The organism is Nannocystis punicea, from assembly GCF_026965555.1.
Lineage (GTDB): Bacteria > Myxococcota_A > Polyangia > Nannocystales > Nannocystaceae > Nannocystis > Nannocystis punicea.
In genome coordinates this window covers 1,953,186-1,970,475 of the sequence record NZ_CP114040.1, presented here as the reverse complement: position 1 = coordinate 1,970,475, position 17,290 = coordinate 1,953,186, and the positions used below count along the sequence as shown (strand labels likewise).

Annotated in this window: 15 protein-coding genes and 2 pseudogenes; 8 read left to right on the top strand and 9 right to left on the bottom strand. The window is 69.5% G+C overall.

The genetic code is table 11. From position 1 onward, the window contains the following. The first annotated feature begins 500 nt into the window (after positions 1 to 500). Positions 501 to 1,094: a hypothetical protein gene (locus tag O0S08_RS07690; protein WP_269038373.1), complete on the top strand. Its 594-nt coding sequence runs from the start codon at positions 501 to 503 to the stop codon at positions 1,092 to 1,094. A gap of 219 nt (positions 1,095 to 1,313) precedes the next feature. On the opposite strand, the gene O0S08_RS07685 is transcribed toward O0S08_RS07690, so the two are convergent. The 4 genes and pseudogenes from O0S08_RS07685 to O0S08_RS07670 form a co-directional block, all read right to left on the bottom strand. After that, on the bottom strand, positions 1,314 to 1,505 hold the full coding sequence (locus O0S08_RS07685) for a hypothetical protein (protein WP_269038372.1): 192 nt from the start codon (positions 1,503 to 1,505) through the stop codon (positions 1,314 to 1,316). A gap of 93 nt (positions 1,506 to 1,598) precedes the next feature. Next, positions 1,599 to 2,435: a hypothetical protein gene (locus tag O0S08_RS07680; protein WP_269038371.1), complete on the bottom strand. Its 837-nt coding sequence runs from the start codon at positions 2,433 to 2,435 to the stop codon at positions 1,599 to 1,601. A 619-nt stretch (positions 2,436 to 3,054) separates the two neighbouring features. Continuing rightward, a complete protein-coding gene (locus O0S08_RS07675) occupies positions 3,055 to 3,987 on the bottom strand; it encodes a DMT family transporter (protein ID WP_269038370.1) in 933 nt (310 codons plus the stop codon). A 513-nt stretch (positions 3,988 to 4,500) separates the two neighbouring features. Further along, a pseudogene (locus O0S08_RS07670) lies at positions 4,501 to 4,689 on the bottom strand (transposase); the annotation flags it as partial. Positions 4,690 to 4,718: 29 nt separating this feature from the next. Here O0S08_RS07670 and O0S08_RS07665 point away from each other — a divergent pair. The 4 genes and pseudogenes from O0S08_RS07665 to O0S08_RS07650 form a co-directional block, all read left to right on the top strand. After that, positions 4,719 to 5,393 (top strand): annotated as a pseudogene (locus tag O0S08_RS07665) (IS3 family transposase); the annotation flags it as partial. A gap of 469 nt (positions 5,394 to 5,862) precedes the next feature. After that, on the top strand, positions 5,863 to 6,501 hold the full coding sequence (locus O0S08_RS07660) for a hypothetical protein (protein ID WP_269038369.1): 639 nt from the start codon (positions 5,863 to 5,865) through the stop codon (positions 6,499 to 6,501). Positions 6,502 to 6,565: 64 nt separating this feature from the next. Continuing rightward, the gene (locus O0S08_RS07655; RefSeq protein ID WP_269038368.1) at positions 6,566 to 7,189 is read left to right on the top strand and encodes a hypothetical protein; all 624 of its coding nucleotides are present in this window, start codon (positions 6,566 to 6,568) and stop codon (positions 7,187 to 7,189) included. A gap of 185 nt (positions 7,190 to 7,374) precedes the next feature. Continuing rightward, positions 7,375 to 8,325 carry a tyrosine-type recombinase/integrase gene (locus tag O0S08_RS07650; RefSeq protein ID WP_269038367.1) on the top strand — a complete coding sequence of 317 codons (951 nt, stop codon included), beginning with the start codon at positions 7,375 to 7,377 and terminating at the stop codon, positions 8,323 to 8,325. Here O0S08_RS07650 and O0S08_RS07645 read toward each other — a convergent pair. Together O0S08_RS07645 and ligA are read right to left on the bottom strand one after the other, a co-directional pair. After that, positions 8,312 to 9,025: a molybdopterin-dependent oxidoreductase gene (locus O0S08_RS07645; RefSeq protein WP_269038366.1), complete on the bottom strand. Its 714-nt coding sequence runs from the start codon at positions 9,023 to 9,025 to the stop codon at positions 8,312 to 8,314. The genes O0S08_RS07650 and O0S08_RS07645 overlap by 14 nt on opposite strands. Positions 9,026 to 9,335: 310 nt before the next feature. Next, positions 9,336 to 11,387 carry an NAD-dependent DNA ligase LigA gene (ligA, locus tag O0S08_RS07640; protein WP_269038365.1) on the bottom strand — a complete coding sequence of 684 codons (2,052 nt, stop codon included), beginning with the start codon at positions 11,385 to 11,387 and terminating at the stop codon, positions 9,336 to 9,338. Between the two features lie 799 nt (positions 11,388 to 12,186). Here ligA and O0S08_RS07635 point away from each other — a divergent pair. Both O0S08_RS07635 and O0S08_RS07630 read left to right on the top strand, forming a co-directional pair. Further along, positions 12,187 to 13,503 (top strand): VWA domain-containing protein, encoded by a 1,317-nt coding sequence (locus O0S08_RS07635; RefSeq protein WP_269038364.1) that lies wholly within the window; start codon positions 12,187 to 12,189, stop codon positions 13,501 to 13,503. 104 nt (positions 13,504 to 13,607) lie between these two features. After that, on the top strand, positions 13,608 to 13,949 hold the full coding sequence (locus O0S08_RS07630) for a hypothetical protein (RefSeq protein ID WP_269038363.1): 342 nt from the start codon (positions 13,608 to 13,610) through the stop codon (positions 13,947 to 13,949). A 32-nt stretch (positions 13,950 to 13,981) separates the two neighbouring features. Here O0S08_RS07630 and O0S08_RS07625 read toward each other — a convergent pair whose 3' ends face one another. From O0S08_RS07625 to O0S08_RS07615, 3 genes are read right to left on the bottom strand one after another with little or no spacing between them, the layout of a single operon-like run. After that, on the bottom strand, positions 13,982 to 14,698 hold the full coding sequence (locus tag O0S08_RS07625; RefSeq protein ID WP_269038362.1) for a tetratricopeptide repeat protein: 717 nt from the start codon (positions 14,696 to 14,698) through the stop codon (positions 13,982 to 13,984). Continuing rightward, positions 14,676 to 15,230, bottom strand: coding sequence for an RNA polymerase sigma factor (locus O0S08_RS07620; protein ID WP_269038361.1), 555 nt, complete (start codon positions 15,228 to 15,230; stop codon positions 14,676 to 14,678). The genes O0S08_RS07625 and O0S08_RS07620 overlap by 23 nt, the downstream gene beginning before the upstream one ends. 44 nt (positions 15,231 to 15,274) lie before the next feature. Beyond that, positions 15,275 to 16,363, bottom strand: a complete 1,089-nt coding sequence (locus O0S08_RS07615) for a hypothetical protein (RefSeq protein ID WP_269038360.1) — start codon at positions 16,361 to 16,363, stop codon at positions 15,275 to 15,277. 94 nt (positions 16,364 to 16,457) lie between these two features. Between O0S08_RS07615 and O0S08_RS07610 the strand changes: the two genes are divergently transcribed. Beyond that, positions 16,458 to 17,282: a hypothetical protein gene (locus O0S08_RS07610; protein WP_269038359.1), complete on the top strand. Its 825-nt coding sequence runs from the start codon at positions 16,458 to 16,460 to the stop codon at positions 17,280 to 17,282. Positions 17,283 to 17,290: the final 8 nt, after the last annotated feature.

The following is a 17,290-nucleotide window of genomic DNA, read 5'->3' as shown; positions in this document are numbered from 1 at the left end:
CGGGGTGTCGACGAGGTCCGGCCCAGACCGGGCAGGTGTTCGCTCACCGCTGCGTGGAAGCCGGCGTGTTTGAACGGATCTTTTCGTAGGTTGCGCGGACGACGAAGAGGCGTGGCCTGCCCGAGGCTCCAGAGCTTCGGGCAGGCCGAGGATCAATCACTTGCTCTTCTAAATAGCGAAAACCCGTCGCAGCGGGGTGTGCGACAATCACGCCCCCGCCGTCAAAGCCCTCTGACCCGCCCGTAGCGGTCATCCCGCCAGGGGTGCGCAGTACTCGAATACCCGTTCATCTCCCAGAACCCGAGCTTCTTACCCCAGAGATGGGGCAAATCCCGCGCCAACACCAGCGCAGCCCTCGATTCTCGAAACCGCGCGCGGACTTGCACATTTCACGGTCTGCTCAGATTTTGTCCCTTCGACTCTCTCCGACTCCCGGTCGCTGACACAGACTCAAACCTGTGCCAGCACCGGGTAGCGCTCATCGCATTCACCTCAGGAGCTTGCTCCGGGCGCTCCGCCTGGGGCCAGCGTCGCTACATCGGCGCAGGGACGAACAGCCACCATTTGGCACCACCTCGCCAACAATCTCCTACTCGTTCGGGTTCGAGCCCACGACGGTCGACAGTAGCGCGTCGGCGACGACGGATGACGGTGAGTCGCTGTGCCAGGCGTTCTGCGACCGGTTGATCGCCTGCGGGCTTGGCGGCGCCTTCGATGGCTGTCCATGCACGCCGGCCGAGGCCAACGCGACGTGCTTCCAGGAGTGGAAACTGACCGTGGAGTGCTTCGAGTTCGATACTTGCGAGTCGCTTGAGTCCGGCGTGTCGCCGTGTTGGAAAGACTTTACGAAGGCGGCGATCTGCGGGGACGACAGTTGCGAAATCTCCCAGGATTTCGGCGGAGACGTGCCGGTCGACGGCTGCGCGTTCTCCCAGGAGTGCCTCGAGGCGCTAAACCGGCGCCTGGTGTGCGACCAGGCGATGTGTCTCTGCGAGATCGACGGCATGCCCGTGGCGATGGGGACGTGCTGGCAGTCGAGCGTTTGTCGAGACGCCGAGCTCGCGGCGGAACGCATCGAAAATTGCTGCGCCTGAACCTTCGTGCGTTCGCGGCTCACGCTCACTGAGCATGTACGGCTTGTAGCCCGCAGCCTACGACCGTGTCACGACGGGGTATATCGGACGCTTACCGCCGATCATGCCCCGCCGGGATAGTCCGGGCACGGTTGTCGGCGGCCCCATGTCGTCGCCGCCATGCATGGGCTGGCCGCGGGCGTCAGGGCTCGTGGAGGCCCTTCGCGCCCGCGCAGCAGGTTAGTGCGTCCAAAGGCGGCCCTGGAGGCCGCCGTCGGCCAGGCGGCCCACCGTCAAGGAGTGGCCCCCGACCCCGCCGAAGTTGCCGGTGACGAAGATGTCGGCGCCGGATGTGAGGCCGTCGCCGTCGCCGCCGCTGTCGTTGATGCGCGTGGGGCTGCCGGTGGTGACGCTCCACTCGATGACCATCATGTCTCCGGAGGACGTGCGGACGGCGGTGTAGATTTCGCCGAACTTGGACAGGGAGATCTCCTGAGCGAAACCAGCCTGACTGCCGCTGTTGCCCTACCACGAGATATTGCCGGCGCCGTCGATGTCCCAGCGGGTGACGAGCAGGTCGTCGTCCTCATCGCGGATGGCGGTCACCGCTCCGTCGCCCCACTCGCGGATCTTCACGCGGCCGGCCGGGCCGCTGGTGTAGTCGTCCAGTTCCGTGAAGTCTCCGGCGGCGTCGATGGCGAGCGTCTTGAGCTGCAGGTTCCCGCTGTTGTTGCGAAACGCGACCACGACCGACTGATCGATGGTGCTGCCGATCGAGTCGATGTCGATCTGGGAGGCGTTGCCGAACGCGATCGTGTCCAGCTCGACGACCTCCACGTCGCTGGTTCCGGGGAGGTCGACGATGTCCCACGATGTGAGCTGCAGGCTCCCCTCCGCGGTGCGAACAGCGGTGACGACCCGGTCGAAGGAGTCGGGGTCGCCGGTATCAAACGACACCTGGGTGACTGCGACTTCGCTGATCGCGGCGCCAGGGAACCCGCTGAGCACGTTGTCACCCAGCCGAGCCAGGGTCAGGGTCGACCAGACGATGAGCATCAGATCGCCTCCCCCGTCTTGGAAGGCCGATACGACGTAGTACGCGGGATCCATCGCCGTGGGCGGGGGGAGGCTGGTCATCGCGATCGGGCTGGTGCTCGAGATGGCACCCGCCGTATTGCTCACGGGTCGCTCGATCCCGGTCGTGGCGATGCTGGTGGTGTCGTACCGCGTCAACTTGAGATCCCCGGTGCTGGTCCGAAAGCCCACGACGGCGTTGTGGTGACAGGCGCTGCCGGGGGTGATGCAGATTTGGTAAATTCGTTTCGTGATGGTTGTTGGGTCGAGCGCGGCGGGGCGCTCCACGGCTAAATCGCTGCAGACGGAGATTCAATTGCGCCGGCCTCGAAATTCTCGATCGTCCCGCTTCCGCTCGACCGTTGGCGTTCGATCGAGGCCGGCCGACCTGCGGTCCTGTCGGCCCGGGCGTCCGTAGCTTTCATTGGACAGCGCCGCGCGCCTCGGCGAGCCTGCGTCCCTGACGCCGGCGCGGCACGGGTCCGCGCGGCCCGCACTCCAGACCCGGGTCGTCGCGCCCTCGCGGATGTCGGCGGTGACGTGGATGATGCGGCGGCCGTCGGCGCGCTCGATCGACGGCCAGTTGCGCCCGCGTTTGATCTCCGCCGCCTGGTGCGGGGAGCGACCACTTAAACGGACCGGTGGGGGCAGCAGTTCGAACGCATATGTCCAGTAGACCCCGTCGTGATCACCGCGCAGGATTTGGCTGCGCGGCAGGCCAAGTCGGCCAGCGTACACGCGCGACGCCCGGGTCCCCAGCCAGCAGCTCGCCGTCCCCCGCCGAGCTCACGTTGTTGTCGAGCGGCAGGCGGCCGTCGTCGAGGAAGCGCGCGACCAGGGCGAGCTGCTGACCGCGCATCCGGCCTTCGCCCGCGCAGCGGAGCTCGATGCCGCCCTGCTGCCGGCGTCATGAGGTGCGGTCGCCGGCGGCTTCGGCCGCCGGCGTCGCGGCCGAGACCGCGCGCTCGCGGCGAAGCAGGTAGAGGCCGCTGGCGACGATGATCGCCGCGCCGAGCCAGGTCATGGCGTCGGGCAGCACCTGCCACACGCTGAGGTCGAGCAGCACCACCCAGACCAGGCCGCTGTATTCGAGCGGCGCGATCTGCGAGGCCTCGCCGAGCCGGAAGGCATGCGTCAGCGCGACCTGGCCACCGGCGCCGGCGATTCCGATCACCACCAGCGCGACGAGGTCGCCGGCCTGCAGCGGCCGCCAGCCGGGCAGGGCGAGGAGTCCGGCGCCGAGCGTGAGCAGCACCAGGAACCAGAACACCAGCGCTTCGGTGCTGTCGCGTTGCGCCAGCACGCGCACGGTGATCGCGGCGAGCGCGTAGCACAGGGCCGCTCCGACCAGCGCCAGCCCGGCGAGCGTGGCGACGCCCTCACCGGTCGGTCGCAGCACCACCAGTACCCCGGCCAGACCGAGCGCGATGGCCGTCCATCGGCGCGGGCCGACGCGCTCGCCGAGCAGCGGCACCGCGAGCGCGGTGACCATCAGCGGCGCGACGAACGCGATGGCGTAGGCGGTCGACATCGGCATCCGTGCCAGGCCGTAGACGAAGCCGCACATCATCCCGATGCCGAGCGCCCCGCGGACCAGGTGCAGTCGCCAGTGCACGCGGAGCAGACTGCGCCCGCGGCCGCCCACGACGATCCACACGAACACCAGGGGCAGCGCGCTGGCGCCGCGCAGCGCCGCGATCTGCAGCGGCGGGTAGTCGGCGGCCAGCCACTTCATGCCGCCGTCCATCAGCGCGAACAGGAACACCGCAAGCAGCATCCACAGCGCGGCGGGGCGCGTCGAGACGGGCGGCGGCGGACTGCACGGGAGGTGCTCCTGCATGGCGGCCGCGCAGCTTAGCAGCCGCCTTGCGCACGGACGAGGACACTCCGCGGGTACGGGGCGCTTCTGCCTCCCGATGGGCCGTCACTCGGCGAAGGCGGTCGCCAGTGCCGCAGTGCGCCAGCGGAGGGGTGCCGGTGCGGTCGCTGCCGAACTTCGTGAAGGCCGAGCTCGAGAGCTTCGCGGGGTGCGGGGACTTCGAGCTCGGCTTCGTGCGGACCGTATGCCGCAGGTGCGGTGATGTGCTGCGAGTGCCTGGCCGCGCTGCTCGAGCGGCGCCCAATGCGGGAGCCCAGTTCGTCGCTTGCCGATAGCTCACCCGCCCCGCGTCACGCGAGCACGGATCGTCACGTGAATGTCTTTTGGGACAGACACATCGACCTCACGGTCGACAGCCTCACAGCACGTTTCATGCGACTTGAGGCGTGCTGACGCCGCAGTGCTTGAACCATCCGGCTGCATCGGCTGGGGTGACGAGTCCCGCGACGGCGAAATCGCGGCCTTGAGGAGCGGGACGGTTCGGGCACCGAGGCCGCGGAGTGCGGCCTTGATCTTCGACCAGGCGAGCTCGATGGGGTTGAGGTCGGGCGAGTACGGCGGCTGGTAGACGACTGTAGCGCCGCGCGCCTCGATACGCTCGCGGACGCCTGTCGCATGATGGACTCCGAGGTTGTCCATCACCACGACATCGCCGGGGCGCAGCTTCGATGCCAGATGGTTGTCGATGAACTCGCGGACGTGGCCGCAAGATCAGCCGCAAGCGAGTAGCCCGGATCATGCGCGAGAAGGGAATCCAGGGCCGTCGGAGGCCGAAATTCGCGAGGACGACCGACTCGAACCACAGACTCCCCGTGGCCGATAATATCCTGGGGCGCAACTTCACCGCCAGCAAGCCCGACAAGGCGTGGGTCGCCGACATCACGTACGTGTGGACCCTCGAGGGCTGGCTCTACCTCGCGGTGATCATCGACCTGTTCTCGCGCCGCGTGGTCGGCTGGTCGATGGCCGACCACATGCGCACGGAGCTGGTCCTCGGCGCGCTGAGGGCCGCTCTGGGGCACCCTGAGCCGTCCGACGAAGGGCTCGTCTTCCACTCCGATCGCGGCTCCCAGTACGCCGCAGCGGACTACCGCGAGGCCCTGCGCCAGACAGGCATCACCTGCAGCATGAGCCGCAGGGGCAACTGCTGGGACAACGCGGTCGCCGAGAGCTTCAACAGCACGCTGAAGACCGAGCTCGTCCACCGCACGATCTTCCTCACCCGAGAGAGCGCGAAGACCACCATCTCGGAGTGGATCGAAGTGTTCTATAATCGCCAGCGTCGCCACTCGTTGATCGGCTACTCGACCCCGATCACCTACGAGGAGAGCTTCTACGCCGAGCAGGCGCAGACTCAAGCGGCATAAGCAAGGTGTCCACTTTTTCGGGGCAATCCCACTGACTCGTCGAGGAAGATCAGGCGGTCGGGGTCGCAGGACTGCATCTGCGCGACGAAGGCGTATAGTCCGGACGCGCCCGTCCGTCATGGCGTGGTTCGTCGTACAGTTACGGTCCTTCGTGGACGCGTCGCGGTCAAACGCCGCGCGCCGCGCGCGACCGCCTCGATCAGGGGCGGCGGCCCCACACGCTGCTCAGGGGGCAAGTTGACGGCGACGAGATCGGGGTTGGCGCGTGGCGATCGCCGAGCGCGCGCGGTAGCGAGGCGTGGAGGTCGAGGCGCCGCGTCGGCGCCCGGCCGTCCCCGCTCATCCCACAAGCAGGCGGAGGCTGTGATTCTCCCCCGCCCGGTTGGCAGAACTGTTCCGCGCCGACATCGCCGCCGGGAATCTGTGGCCGTCCGCTTGTGATCGGCTTAGCATTTGCCATGGGCGGGATATGCTCACCGAACTCTTCATGGCCGTTTCGCTCCTTGCGGCGCCCGCTGCCCGTCCCGCGCCCGCTACGCCGGAAGAGTTCTCGGACAGAGCGGCCATGGCGAACGATGTCGCCGAGACTGACTTAGAGACCGTGTTGAATAACCTCGAATTGTCGATCGACCTTCATCATGTCGATGCTCTCGTCGAGACCGCGCACGGAATCCACATGCAGGTCGACTATCACATCGCGCTCGGTCACGTGACAATTACCATGCGCATGGGCGAGGAGGGTACCGGCGTGGCGCGACTGACTCTCAACCAGCGCGTGCTCGCCGAGCAGAAATTTGTAGACGGCAAAGTCATCACGGAGAGCACCGCGTTCGGCGCTCTCACCGATGAGGATGCGCATCTCCTGGTCGCAAGCATCTATCAGGTCTGGGACCACGACGTCGTCATCAAGGCCCTGGCGGAGACACGAGGGCTCCTTTGCGCTCTCGCGGCCGGAATCAGCGGCCTGGCAATCGCCGCCGGCGCGTTCGCTGGCTGCGAATTGGCAACGGCAGGTCTCGGCACCGGCGCCTGTATCGGTCTGGGCGGTGGGCTGGGGACGCAGACCGGGGCCATCGTACATGACAAATGCAAGAAGGCGCAGAATTAGCCGAGACGCGCCCATGTCTGCACTCAGGGTTTATACGCCGCTCCCCCCCCAGCCTTGGGGGTGGTTGCCGACTGACCAATTCTGGGCGCGGGCACTGCTGACACCCATCGCGCTCATCTTCTGGCTCCCTTTCTTCGCCTTCATCTTTCCGCTCACGCTGTATTTTAACGTGGCCTGGTGGCAGACCGCGCTGGGCTTCCACCTATACCATCAACTGTGGGGGGGGCTCGTGGAGCGGCTTGCCCGCAAGCGGCTCGCCCAGCGACATCGGCGCATGCTGGCTACTGAAGCGAGTAAAGAGACCTCCTCGACGGAGGAAGTGCGTGCGCCTGTCTCTCGTTTGAGCGGGCTCGATGACTATGAGGACTTCATGACCCGGTGGTTCGGAAGATACAACCGCCTGGTTCATCACGTCGTCAACCTCGCGTTCCTCGTGTTCATCTTCTACCCAAACTGGTGGACGAAGGCTCTGGGCGTCCTGTGGATCATCGGCCTTACCAAGCTCGTCCGCGCATCCGCTCGGCGCCAGCGACTGAAATCGCGTGTTGACCGGGTCCTTCCTGAGGCGCCTACGGACGCTCTCGATCATGCTGACCATTGGGTGACGGGAGGCGAGTGCCGAGCCGGCTCCGCGAGGGATAACCCTCGCGCCCCGCTTCCGCAAAAACCTTCCAGCACCGCCGGCTAGGGTCCGGGTCCGAGCCCGAGGTCCTGGAGGCACCGCCGCGTCTGGGCATCCCATTCGGCCTCGAAAGCTTCCCAGGGTGATCACCGTCTAGTCGTTGTCCGGGCGCAACCCAGTTCGGCCTGCACTTCACGCGCCCACTCCGCTACGCTTCGAAAACCGCGGAGGAGTTCACCAAAACTGGCCCGTTGCAGTTCGAGTTTCTCCAACAACGCCAGTTTCGCCAGCAGACCGGCCTCCTACGTACGCTTCTGAGCGCGCACGTCAAGAGCGATTTCGAGGTCGCCGAGGCCGGCGAGCTCGAGGCGAGCCGTGTCCGTTCGGACATGAAGGCCAAGGGCTACGGGACGACCACGATCAACACGACGATCAGCATGTTCGCCACCATGCTGGCGCGCTGCCGGGTGCTCCGCCTCCGGCCCACCCAGCCCGAGAAGCTGGAGAAGGTCAAGGAGCGCAAGATCGCCATGCCGAAGGCCTACGACGATCCCACGTTCGAGGCGCTCCTCGTCGCCGCGACCAAGCTGAGCCCGGCGCACCGAGCCACCGTGCTCGTGTGCGGCGAGGCGGCCCTGCGGGTCGGCGAGCTCATCGGCTTGGAGGTCCGCGACGTCAACCTCGAGGCGCGCACGCTCAGGGTCGAGCGGGCCCTCAACGACGACGGGGAAATCACCCCGCCGAAGAACGGCGAGGCCCGGACCGTCGGCCTCACAGAGCGCCTGGTCGACGCCCTGCGCCCGTTCGTGGAGGGTCGGCCACCCACCGCTCCACTCCTCGAAGGCCGCTTTGGCGGCCGCCTGACGCGCGGAGGCGTGCGCGACCGACTGGCGCGTGCGCAGGCCGCTGTCGGCCTGCCGCAGAAGGGTCCCCACGTGCTGCGCCACACCTGCGCGACCTCGGCCCTGAAGGGCGGCGCGGATGCGGTGGCCGTGCAGAAGATGCTCGGTCACCGCCAGCTTGCGACGACCGTCGAGGCCTACCTCCACGACACCGGGGACAGCATGGAACGAGCGACGCAGGCGCTGGTCAAGGCGCGGCGCGGGATTACCGCGGTTGGCACAAATCTGACACAGGCGCCCAAAACCCGCCGCAGCGGGGTGATGCGGCTATCACGCCAAAACCCCGTCAAAGCCCTCTGACCCGCCCGTAGCGGTCATCCCGCCAGGGGTGGGCAGTACTCGAATACCCGTTCATCTCCCAGAACCCGAGCTTCTCCCGCGTCAGCAGCTCGATGCGGCTGATCCACTTCGAGCCCTTCCACGCGTAAAGCTGCGGCGTGATCATGCGGACCGGCCCGCCGTGTTCGATGGGCAGGTCGTGGCCGTCGACCGTGTGGGCCAGCAGCACGTCGGGCTTGAGCGCCTCCTCGAGCGCCACGTTGGTCGTGTAGCCGTCGTAGCCGTGGCACATCACATGGACCGCGGCCGCGGTCGGGCGCACCAGCGCCATCAGGTCGGCGAAGCGCACGCCGACCCACTTCATGTCCATCTTCGACCACGACGTCACGCAGTGGAAGTCGCTGGTGTCCTCGGTCTGCGGCAGGGCCATGAAGGCTGCCCAGTCGAGCGTGACCGGCTGCTCGACCGCCCCGTCGATGATGAGCTGCCACTTCTCCTTCGGCACGATCGGCTTACGACCGAGGTCGAGCACCGGCCACTTCTTCGTCACCGTCTGGCCGACCGGCAGCTTCGGCATCCCGTGCCGGTTCGGCGGGCCCGAGCCCTGCGGGCGCGCGTCCGACAGCGCCGGCGTGTCGCGCATCCGCTGCTCCCACCGCTCCATCAGCTTGCGCCGCGCCTCGACGATCCGCCGCTCCTTGTCGCCCGCGTCCTCGCTCATCCGCGAGATTCTACTCGAGCCCGCCTGCGCGGCCGAGCGACCCGCGCGCGGCCCCCGCCCGGTGCAACGGCCTGCCCGGCCGCGAGCAGCCTTGCAGGTGAGCTCGCCGGACTCGCGCACCCGCCCGGACTGCAACGTGCCTCCCAGCCGCGCGACGGCTCCGCCGCCGCTCACCCCGCCACCGCGGACGTCTGCCGGTGACGCCGGATAGCGACAGGGACCCGGCAGGCCGGCATCCGTCCTGCTCCTCAGGACATGTCCTCTGGGGCATGCCCCCGAAGACATGCCTCTTCGAACATGTCCACCAGGCCTACTCGAGCGAGCCGACCAGCGCGAGGAACTCCTCCTCGCTGAGGATCTTGAGCGGAGCGCCGGCGGCGATCAGCTCCTCGGCCTTCTTCTGCTTGCTCGACTTGGCGCCGCGGCCGGCGCCGACCACCAGGTAGGTCAGCGTCTTCGTCACGCCGGAGGGGTTCTCGCCGCCGAGGGCTTGCACGCGGGCCTGAGCGACCTCGCGGGTGAACGCCTCGAGCGTGCCAGTGAACACGAAGCTCTTGCCGGACAGGGCCGCGCCCTCGACCGGGGCTGGCGCCGCCTCGCCGGGCAGCACCGTCACGAACTCGAGCAGCGCGTCGATCAGCTCGGCGCGGGCCTTGAGGCCGTTCACGATGGCGTCGGCGATCGCGTCCTTGATCCCGCGGACCGCCGTGAGATCGTCGCGCCCGAGCTCGCGGATCCGCTCGAGCGTGCGGAACTCGCCGGCCAGCAGCAACGCGTTCTGCCTGCCGAGGTGCTCGATGCCCAGCGCTTGCAGGAACACCGCCAGCGGCAGCTCGCGGTGCGACTCGATCTGGTCGACGAGGTTCTGCGCGCTCTTCTCGCCCAGGCGCTCGAGCTCCTGCAGGTCGACCACGCGCAGGCGGTAGTAGTCGGCCGGCGTGCTGAGCAGCTCGGCGTCGACCGCCGCGCCGATCACCTTCGGGCCGAAGCCCTGCAGGTCGACCACCTTCGCGAAGTGCTCGAGCTCGCCGAGGCGGGCCTGCACGCACTTCTTCGGCTCGGCGCACCACAGGTTCTCGCCGTCGCGCTTCTTGCGGCGCTCGATCGGGCCGCCGCAGGCCGGGCACTGCGTCGGCAGCTCGAACGGGCGCGAGGCCGGGCCCGACTCGACCACGCGCTCGACGTTGGGGATCACGCCGCCGCGGCGGGTCACCTCGACGCGGCAGTTGTGGGTCAGGCCGAGCGACTCGAAGATGTTGAGGTTGTGCAGGCTGGCGCGGCCGATCCGCGCGCCGCTGAGCTCGACCGGCTCGAGCAGGGCCACCGGCGTGATCACGCCGGTGCGGCTGACCGACCAGAGGATGTCGAGCAGGTCGGTCACGCCCGAGTCGCCCTGGAACTTGTAGGCGATCGCGTAGCGCGGGTGGTGACCGGTGAGGCCGAGGCGCCGCTGCTCCTTGACCGACGCCGCGCGGTAGACCACCCCGTCGATCTCGTAGTCGAGCTCCGGCCGGTTGCGGGCCCAGCGGTCGTAGCTGGCCTGCAGCCCGGCGCGGTCGACGAACTCGTGGTCGATGCCGCCGAGCCCGAGCTTCTTCAGCAGCTCGAACTTGTCGCGCTCGCTGTCGAACTCGGGGCCGATGATGTCGTACGCGAAGAAGCTCAGGTGCGCGTTGCGGGTGTTCTTGCGCTCCTTCTGCTTGATCGAACCGGCCGTCAGGTTGCGCGGGTTGGCGAAGTCGCCCTTGTACTTGGCGAAGTCGCTGAGCTTCATGTAGAGCTCGCCGCGGATCTCGAGCTCGACCCCGCCGGAGGCGACAGTGCGCGGGATGTCCTTCACCTCGAGCGCGTTCATCGTCACGTCCTCGCCCTCGGTGCCTGAGCCGCGGGTGGCCGCCATCACCAGCTTGCCCTTCTTGTCGTAACGCAGGCTGCAGGCCACGCCGTCCATCTTCGGCATCACCAGGAGCTCGCCGCTGAACTTGCCGGCCCAGCTCTGCAGGTCGGTCTCGCTGTAGCACTTCTCCAGCGACAGCATCGGCCGCTGATGGCGGACCGCAGCGCCGAACCGCTGCTCCGGCGGCAGCTGCAGCGCCTCCTCCGCGTCCATCACCGGCGCCTCGGACGCCTGCGGCCCCATCTCCTCGAGCACCGCCGCGTCGGGCCGCACGCGCCTCAGCCGCTCGACCAGCTGGTCGTACAGCGGGTCCGGCAGCGTCGGCGCCTGGTCATCCCAGTACTCCTTGTTGGCCCGCCGGATCAGCGCCTCGAGCTCGTCGGCCGTGAACGAGGGCAGCCGGTCCTTCACCGCGGCGGCATCGAGGGTCTGCAGGTCGGAGGCGGGGGTCTTCGAGGCGCTCATGAGCGGCCGAGATGCTAACAAAACCGCGCCCGCGCGTCGCCCGCTCGCTTTCGCGCACACTGACCGCCGCGCCCCGGACCCATTGCAGCGAGCCGGCCAGATCCGCAGCGCCGCGAGCGAACGACCGTCCCACCGTGTCGACGACACCTCGCCCGCGCTGCACTTCGTGCGAGCGAAGGGCCGATGTTCATGACCCACCCGCAGATCTCGCTCGTCCCCGCGATCGCTCGAGCGCCGGGCCGGCGACTGCTGGTTCATGCGCCCGGTGTCGAGCTCCACCTTCGTCCGCATCGCCGTCGCATTGCCATCACAGAGCTCGCTCGTCCTCGCGATCGCTCGAGCTGGTTCATGTGCCCGGTGTCGGCTCCACGTTCGTGCGCATCGCCGTCGCATTGTCATCCCTTATCCCGGTGCTCCTCGCGCCTCGCCGCGCGGTCACGTGGGCGCGGCCCCACGGATCGATGCTGCCTCACCGTCGACCTCTCCGAGCATCGAGCGCGCCTCGTGCCAGCAGTGGTCCGACGATGAGGCATGCCGACTACGATGATTATCCGCACCCGTGCCCGCGAACGCCTCGCACGAGTCCCTCACCCGGCCCCACGCGTCTGCGGACGCACACGCCGGGCATGATCGGCGAGGCGACCATGACACGCGTGTCGTGCGGCCGCGCGGGCCCGCTCGCGAACTCGCCTCCTTCCCCGCCCATCCGGCCCATGGCACGCCTCTTGAAGAGGTCGGGGAACCTATGACTTCCCGCGCCTGTAGTCCCCTTCGCCTGGCTCTTCTCGCCCTTCCGCTCATGACCCTGGCCGTCGGCTGCGGCGACGATTCGGGCAGCGATTATGATAGCGGCAGCGCCACGAATGCGTCCTCGCCCAATCCGGGCGGCACCGACGGCGACAGCGGCGACGAGCCGGGCGGCGGCAGCGGCGATCCGGGCGATCCGGGCGCCGGCGAATCGGCGAGCGGGGGCGACACTGCGGGCGGCCCCACGAGCGGCGCCGATCCGACCGGCGCCGATTCGGGCGCGGGCGAGTCGGGCGGCGAGGGCGAGAGTGACAGTGACACCGACGGCGAGGAGCCGATCGACCCCGGCCAGCTGACGGCCGGCGAATGGCGTGACCTCGACCACTGGGACTTCTGGCTCGGCCTGATCGGCGGCGAGACGTGGTCGTCGATGCAGGACCTGTGGAATATGTACACCAGCCAGCGCTTCGCCGTGGTCGCGCTCGCCGACCAGGCCCCGGTGGTCGACGCCGACGTCGTGCTGCTGTCCGGCGACCAGAAGACGCTGTGGACCGCGCGCACCGACGTCCGCGGCCGCGCCGAGCTCTTCAACGGCCTCCTCGGCGAGCCGGGGCAGGGCCCGTTCACGATTCAGGTCAGCTCGGGCGACGCCTCGGTCACGATCTCCGACGCCCAGCCGTTCGCCGCCGACCCGGCGATCGCCGACCTCGACGCCGCCGCGGCGCCGGAGAAGATCCTCGACCTGCTGTTCATGATCGACACCACCGGCTCGATGGGCGACGAGCTCGAGTACCTGCAGGTCGAGCTCGCCGACGTGGTCGCGGAGATCCGCGACAACATCGGCCAGTCGTTCAAGATCCGCCTCAGCGTCAACTTCTACCGCGACCACGGCGACGAGTACCTGGTCCGCGAGTTCCCGTTCACCGAGGACATCGACGCCGCGCTCGCCGACCTCGCCGCGCAGAACTACGACGGCGGCGGCGACTTCCCCGAGGCCGTCAGCGAGGCACTCGACTCGACCATCCACAACCACGACTGGAGCCCCTCGGCGGTGTCGCGCCTGGCGTTCCTGGTCCTCGACGCGCCGCCCCACGAGGCCGCGCAGGACCTCTCGCTGATCCACGAGAGCGTCAGCGACGCCGCGGCCGCCGGCGTGCGCATCATCCCCGTCGCCTCCTCGGGCATCGACAAGAACACCGAGTTCTTCCTCCGCTTCGTCGACATCGCCACCGGCGGCACCTACGTGTTCCTCACCAGCCACAGCGGCATCGGCGGCGAGCACATCGAGCCCACCATCGGCGATTATCAGGTCGAGCTGCTCAACAAGCTGCTGGTGCGCCTCATCACCCAGTCGGTCCAGGGCGTCTGAATCGCCCTGCCATCGAAACAGCACGCGCCGCGCTCCGCGGCGCGTGCTGTTTCGTCGCGCGATTCGAGCGGACACGAAGCCGCCGCGCGGATACTCTGGCCGAGATGTCGACGACCGGGCGGGCAGTGACCATGGACAGAGAAGCAGCCCGCAGCTGGATGTCGCAGTGCGGCTACCTCGGGTGGTTGGGCCTGGTGGACCTGGTGTACGACCGCCTTCCGCCGGGTCTGCGGATCAAGCAGGTCTATCAAAAGTGGGCCGAGCTGCGCTTCGATCTCGACCCGGAGGACGAGGCGTTCGAAGCGTTCCTCACCGAGATCGCGGAGTGGAGCGCGACGATCTGCAGCGTCTGCGGCGGCCCGGGGCGCAACCAGCTCGTCGACGACCGTGAGGAGACGATATGCGACGCCTGCCACGCGCTCGCGGTGTCGCGGACCGACCCATGAGCAGCGAATCGAGCCGCATTAAACTCCTCGCGTCACTCCGCGCACAGCTCCGCGACCGTGCGCGCGTGCGGCGAGTCTGGAAATGCTCGCATGAGTTCGGCCGCGGCCGCGCGGGCCGCCTCGCGCCGGCCGAGCTCGCACTGCGCCTGCGCCGTCAGCAGCATGCGCTCCTCGACCAGGTGGCCGCCCGGGAACTCGCGTGCGTGCTGTTCGAGCGACGTCAGCGCCGCGCCCGGGTCCTTGCGACCGAGGGCCGCGCGCGCGGCCCGCAGCAGCGCCAGCTCGGCGTCCAGCGCCGGCATGTCCTTCGGGACATCTACCGCGCGCGGCCCCGACGTCCGCGGCCGCTGCTCCGGCGCCGCCTCGACCGGCGTCGGCTCCGGCGCGACCGGCGGTACGGCCTCGCGCGTCGTCGCAGCTCCCCCGCGCACGTTCGCGGTCGGCGCGATCGCGTCGGTGGTCGCCGCCTCGTGGGCCGCCTGGCTGCCTGCGTCGTCGCCGTCGCGCTGGAGCAGCCGCTCGCGCGCGCCGACCATCAGCAGCAGCACGGCCGCCGCCACCAGCACGACGCCCCACACCAGGTCGCGCCTTCGACCGGAAGGCCGGACCTGCGGGGCCCCGTCCTCCGCGTCGATCGCCCCCTGCAAGCGGGCCCACGCGGCCGCGCGCTCGTCGGCGGGCATGCGCTCGCGCCGGTAGGCGGCGACGATGTCGCGACACTTCTGCTCATTCAGACTCTGCGGATCCATCGCGACCTCCGGCGACGAAGCTGGCGAATCGCCTGCGCGCGCTGTTGAGACGGGAATAGAGGGTGTTGAGGTTGACGCCGAGCTGCTCGGCGATCTCGGGCACCCGCAGGCCCTCGAGTTCGGCGAGCATGAACACCAGGCGGTGCTCCTCGGACAGGGTGGCGAGGAAGCGATCGATCAGGGCCCGCGCCTCCATCGCGGCGATCACCTCGTCCGGCGCGGGCCCGGAGCTCGGCTCGGGCGCGATCGTCAGCCGGCGGAGGTGGCGAGCGTGGCTGCGGCGGTGGTGCAGCACCACGTTGCGGGTGATCCCGAACAGCCACGACGGCAGGCTCGCCCGCCCGTCGTAGTCGGCCAGGCGCCGGTGCACCACCAGGAACACCTCGTGGAACGCGTCGTCGCGGCCGGCCCCCTCGACCCCGAAGTTGCGGAGCAGTCGCCACACGAAGTCCGCGTGGTCGCGATAGACCTGCTCGAGCGTCGGCGTCGCTCCCGGTCGAGGGCTGGGTTCGTGGGCGGCGGTCGGCTTCACGTCGGGCCTGCTGTGGTTTCCCGGCTCGCCGGCGATCCGTGAGCTCAACCGCCGCGCCCGAAGCGAAATTCGAGGCCGATGGCGGCCCGCAACGACACCGGCGCGATCCTGAACATGCGCCCGAGCCCGACCGCGCTGAACGTCCCGCCGAGGAGCGGCACGCCGACGTCCGCGCCGAGCCACAGCGCCAGCCACGGCCGCGGCGCCCACGCGACCGCCGGGCCGAACACCACCGCGAGCCAGGCGATCCGGTCGACCCGCCCGCCGTCGAACCCGACCCCCTCGCCGATCGCCTGCCCGGCCTCCAGCCCGCCGCACAGCGGGAACTCGACCTGCCCCGCGCGCGGCACCCCGCAGCCGCGCGCGCCGACGTTCCACAGCCGCACCCGGGCGCCCGCCTGCGGGTCGATCTGCGTGTACTCGGTGGTGGGCCCGCGGTAGAGCCCCGTCAGCTCGACCCGCCAGCGCCGGCCGAACACCCCGCCCGCGAGCCCGACCGCCGGCCCCACCCGCGGCAGCCCCAGCGCCTCGAGCCCGCCCGTGACCCGCACGAACCCGCGCGGCCGCGGGGTCCTGCGCGCGGGCTGTGCGTCTGTCTTTTTCGTCATGTCCTGAGGGACATCCGGCGACGCGTCGGCCAGCGGGTCGCCCGGGGCCGGCGCGACCTCGGCCGCGCCGGGCTCGGCTGTCCCCGAGGACATGTCCGGAGCGGGCGCGGCGACGTCCTCCGCGCCTGCCTCCGGGGACATGTCCGTTTCGACAGGTTCTTTGGGACCGGCGTCCGGCGCCGGCACGATCGCCCCCTCGGCCGGGCGCGTGAGCACGCCGGGATCGACGACCACCGCGGTCACGAACGCCGCCGCGTCGCCGATCTCCGCGCACGAGCGGCCGCGCAGGGTCCGCTTGCTGCGGCCCTCCGCGGCCTCGAGCTCGAGCGTCGCCGACCAGCGGCCGTCGGCGTCGCGGCGCACGTCGACGGTCACCCGGACCGGCCGCGACTCGCCGGCGCCGGCGAGGTAGCGCGCGAGGCTGTCCTGAAAGCCATCTTGAGCGCAGCGCGGATCGCCGCGCCATTGCACGTCGACCTCCTGCGCAGGCAGCGCGGCGACGAGCGCGAGGACGAGGGGTCCCACGGGCGGGAGACTAGCGCGCCGCCGGGCCCGGCCCAGCGAGAATTTTCGCGACCCGCCTCACGGAAGTCGACCCGGCCGGGAAACCACCCGGCGCATGACTATCGACCCCGTCCACGCGCGCGATCGTTTCGCCGTCCCCATCCTCCTATCGACCGCTGTCCTGGCCTGCGCCCCGCCTCGCGGCGACCTCGGCCTCTATACCGACACCGACCTCGCGGACAGCACCGAGAGCGCGGGGACCACCACCAGCGGCGCGCCCACCTCGAGCGGCGGGCAAGACGAGCCGGAGCCGGCGAGCGAAGCGGCGTGCGACGAGCAGACCGATCTGAGCGCCGCCTGGCACCTCGTCGTGTTCGACCCGGACATCGGCGCGGACGACTTCGCCGCCGCGTGCGCGGTCGCCGACATGCAGCTCGATCCGGCGCACCTCATCCTCGACTGTGCCGGGCAGGGCGTGCGGATCGCTCTCGGCGACGCCCAGCTCTCGCCGCTGTTCGCCGTCGGCGACGAGGTCGCGTTCGACTACCGCTCGCTCGGCGACCGCTACGAGACGTGGTTCACCCTGCGGCGGCCCGACAGCGAGGCCACGCTCCTGCTCGCCGGCGTCCGGGCGGTCACCCTCGCGCCGGCGGGCGCCCCCGACTTCTTCGCCCCCTGGACCATGACCGCCGGCGCGGGCGCGTGCCCCATCACGCCCACCTGCGAGTCCCCGCGCGAGAAGATCGCCGTCGAGTTCAGCCACGAGGGCGGCGCGACCACGGTGCTCCCGCCGTCCCGGACGCTCTTCGGCGCCCCTGCGCGCTACGAGCTGAACGTCGGCACTGCCCTCCTCAACTACCGCGAATTGCCCGGGTGCGACCTCGCCGATCTCTCGCAGCACAACTTCGCGGCGCGGATCGTCCTCGCGCCCGGCTCGTAACGCAGCCC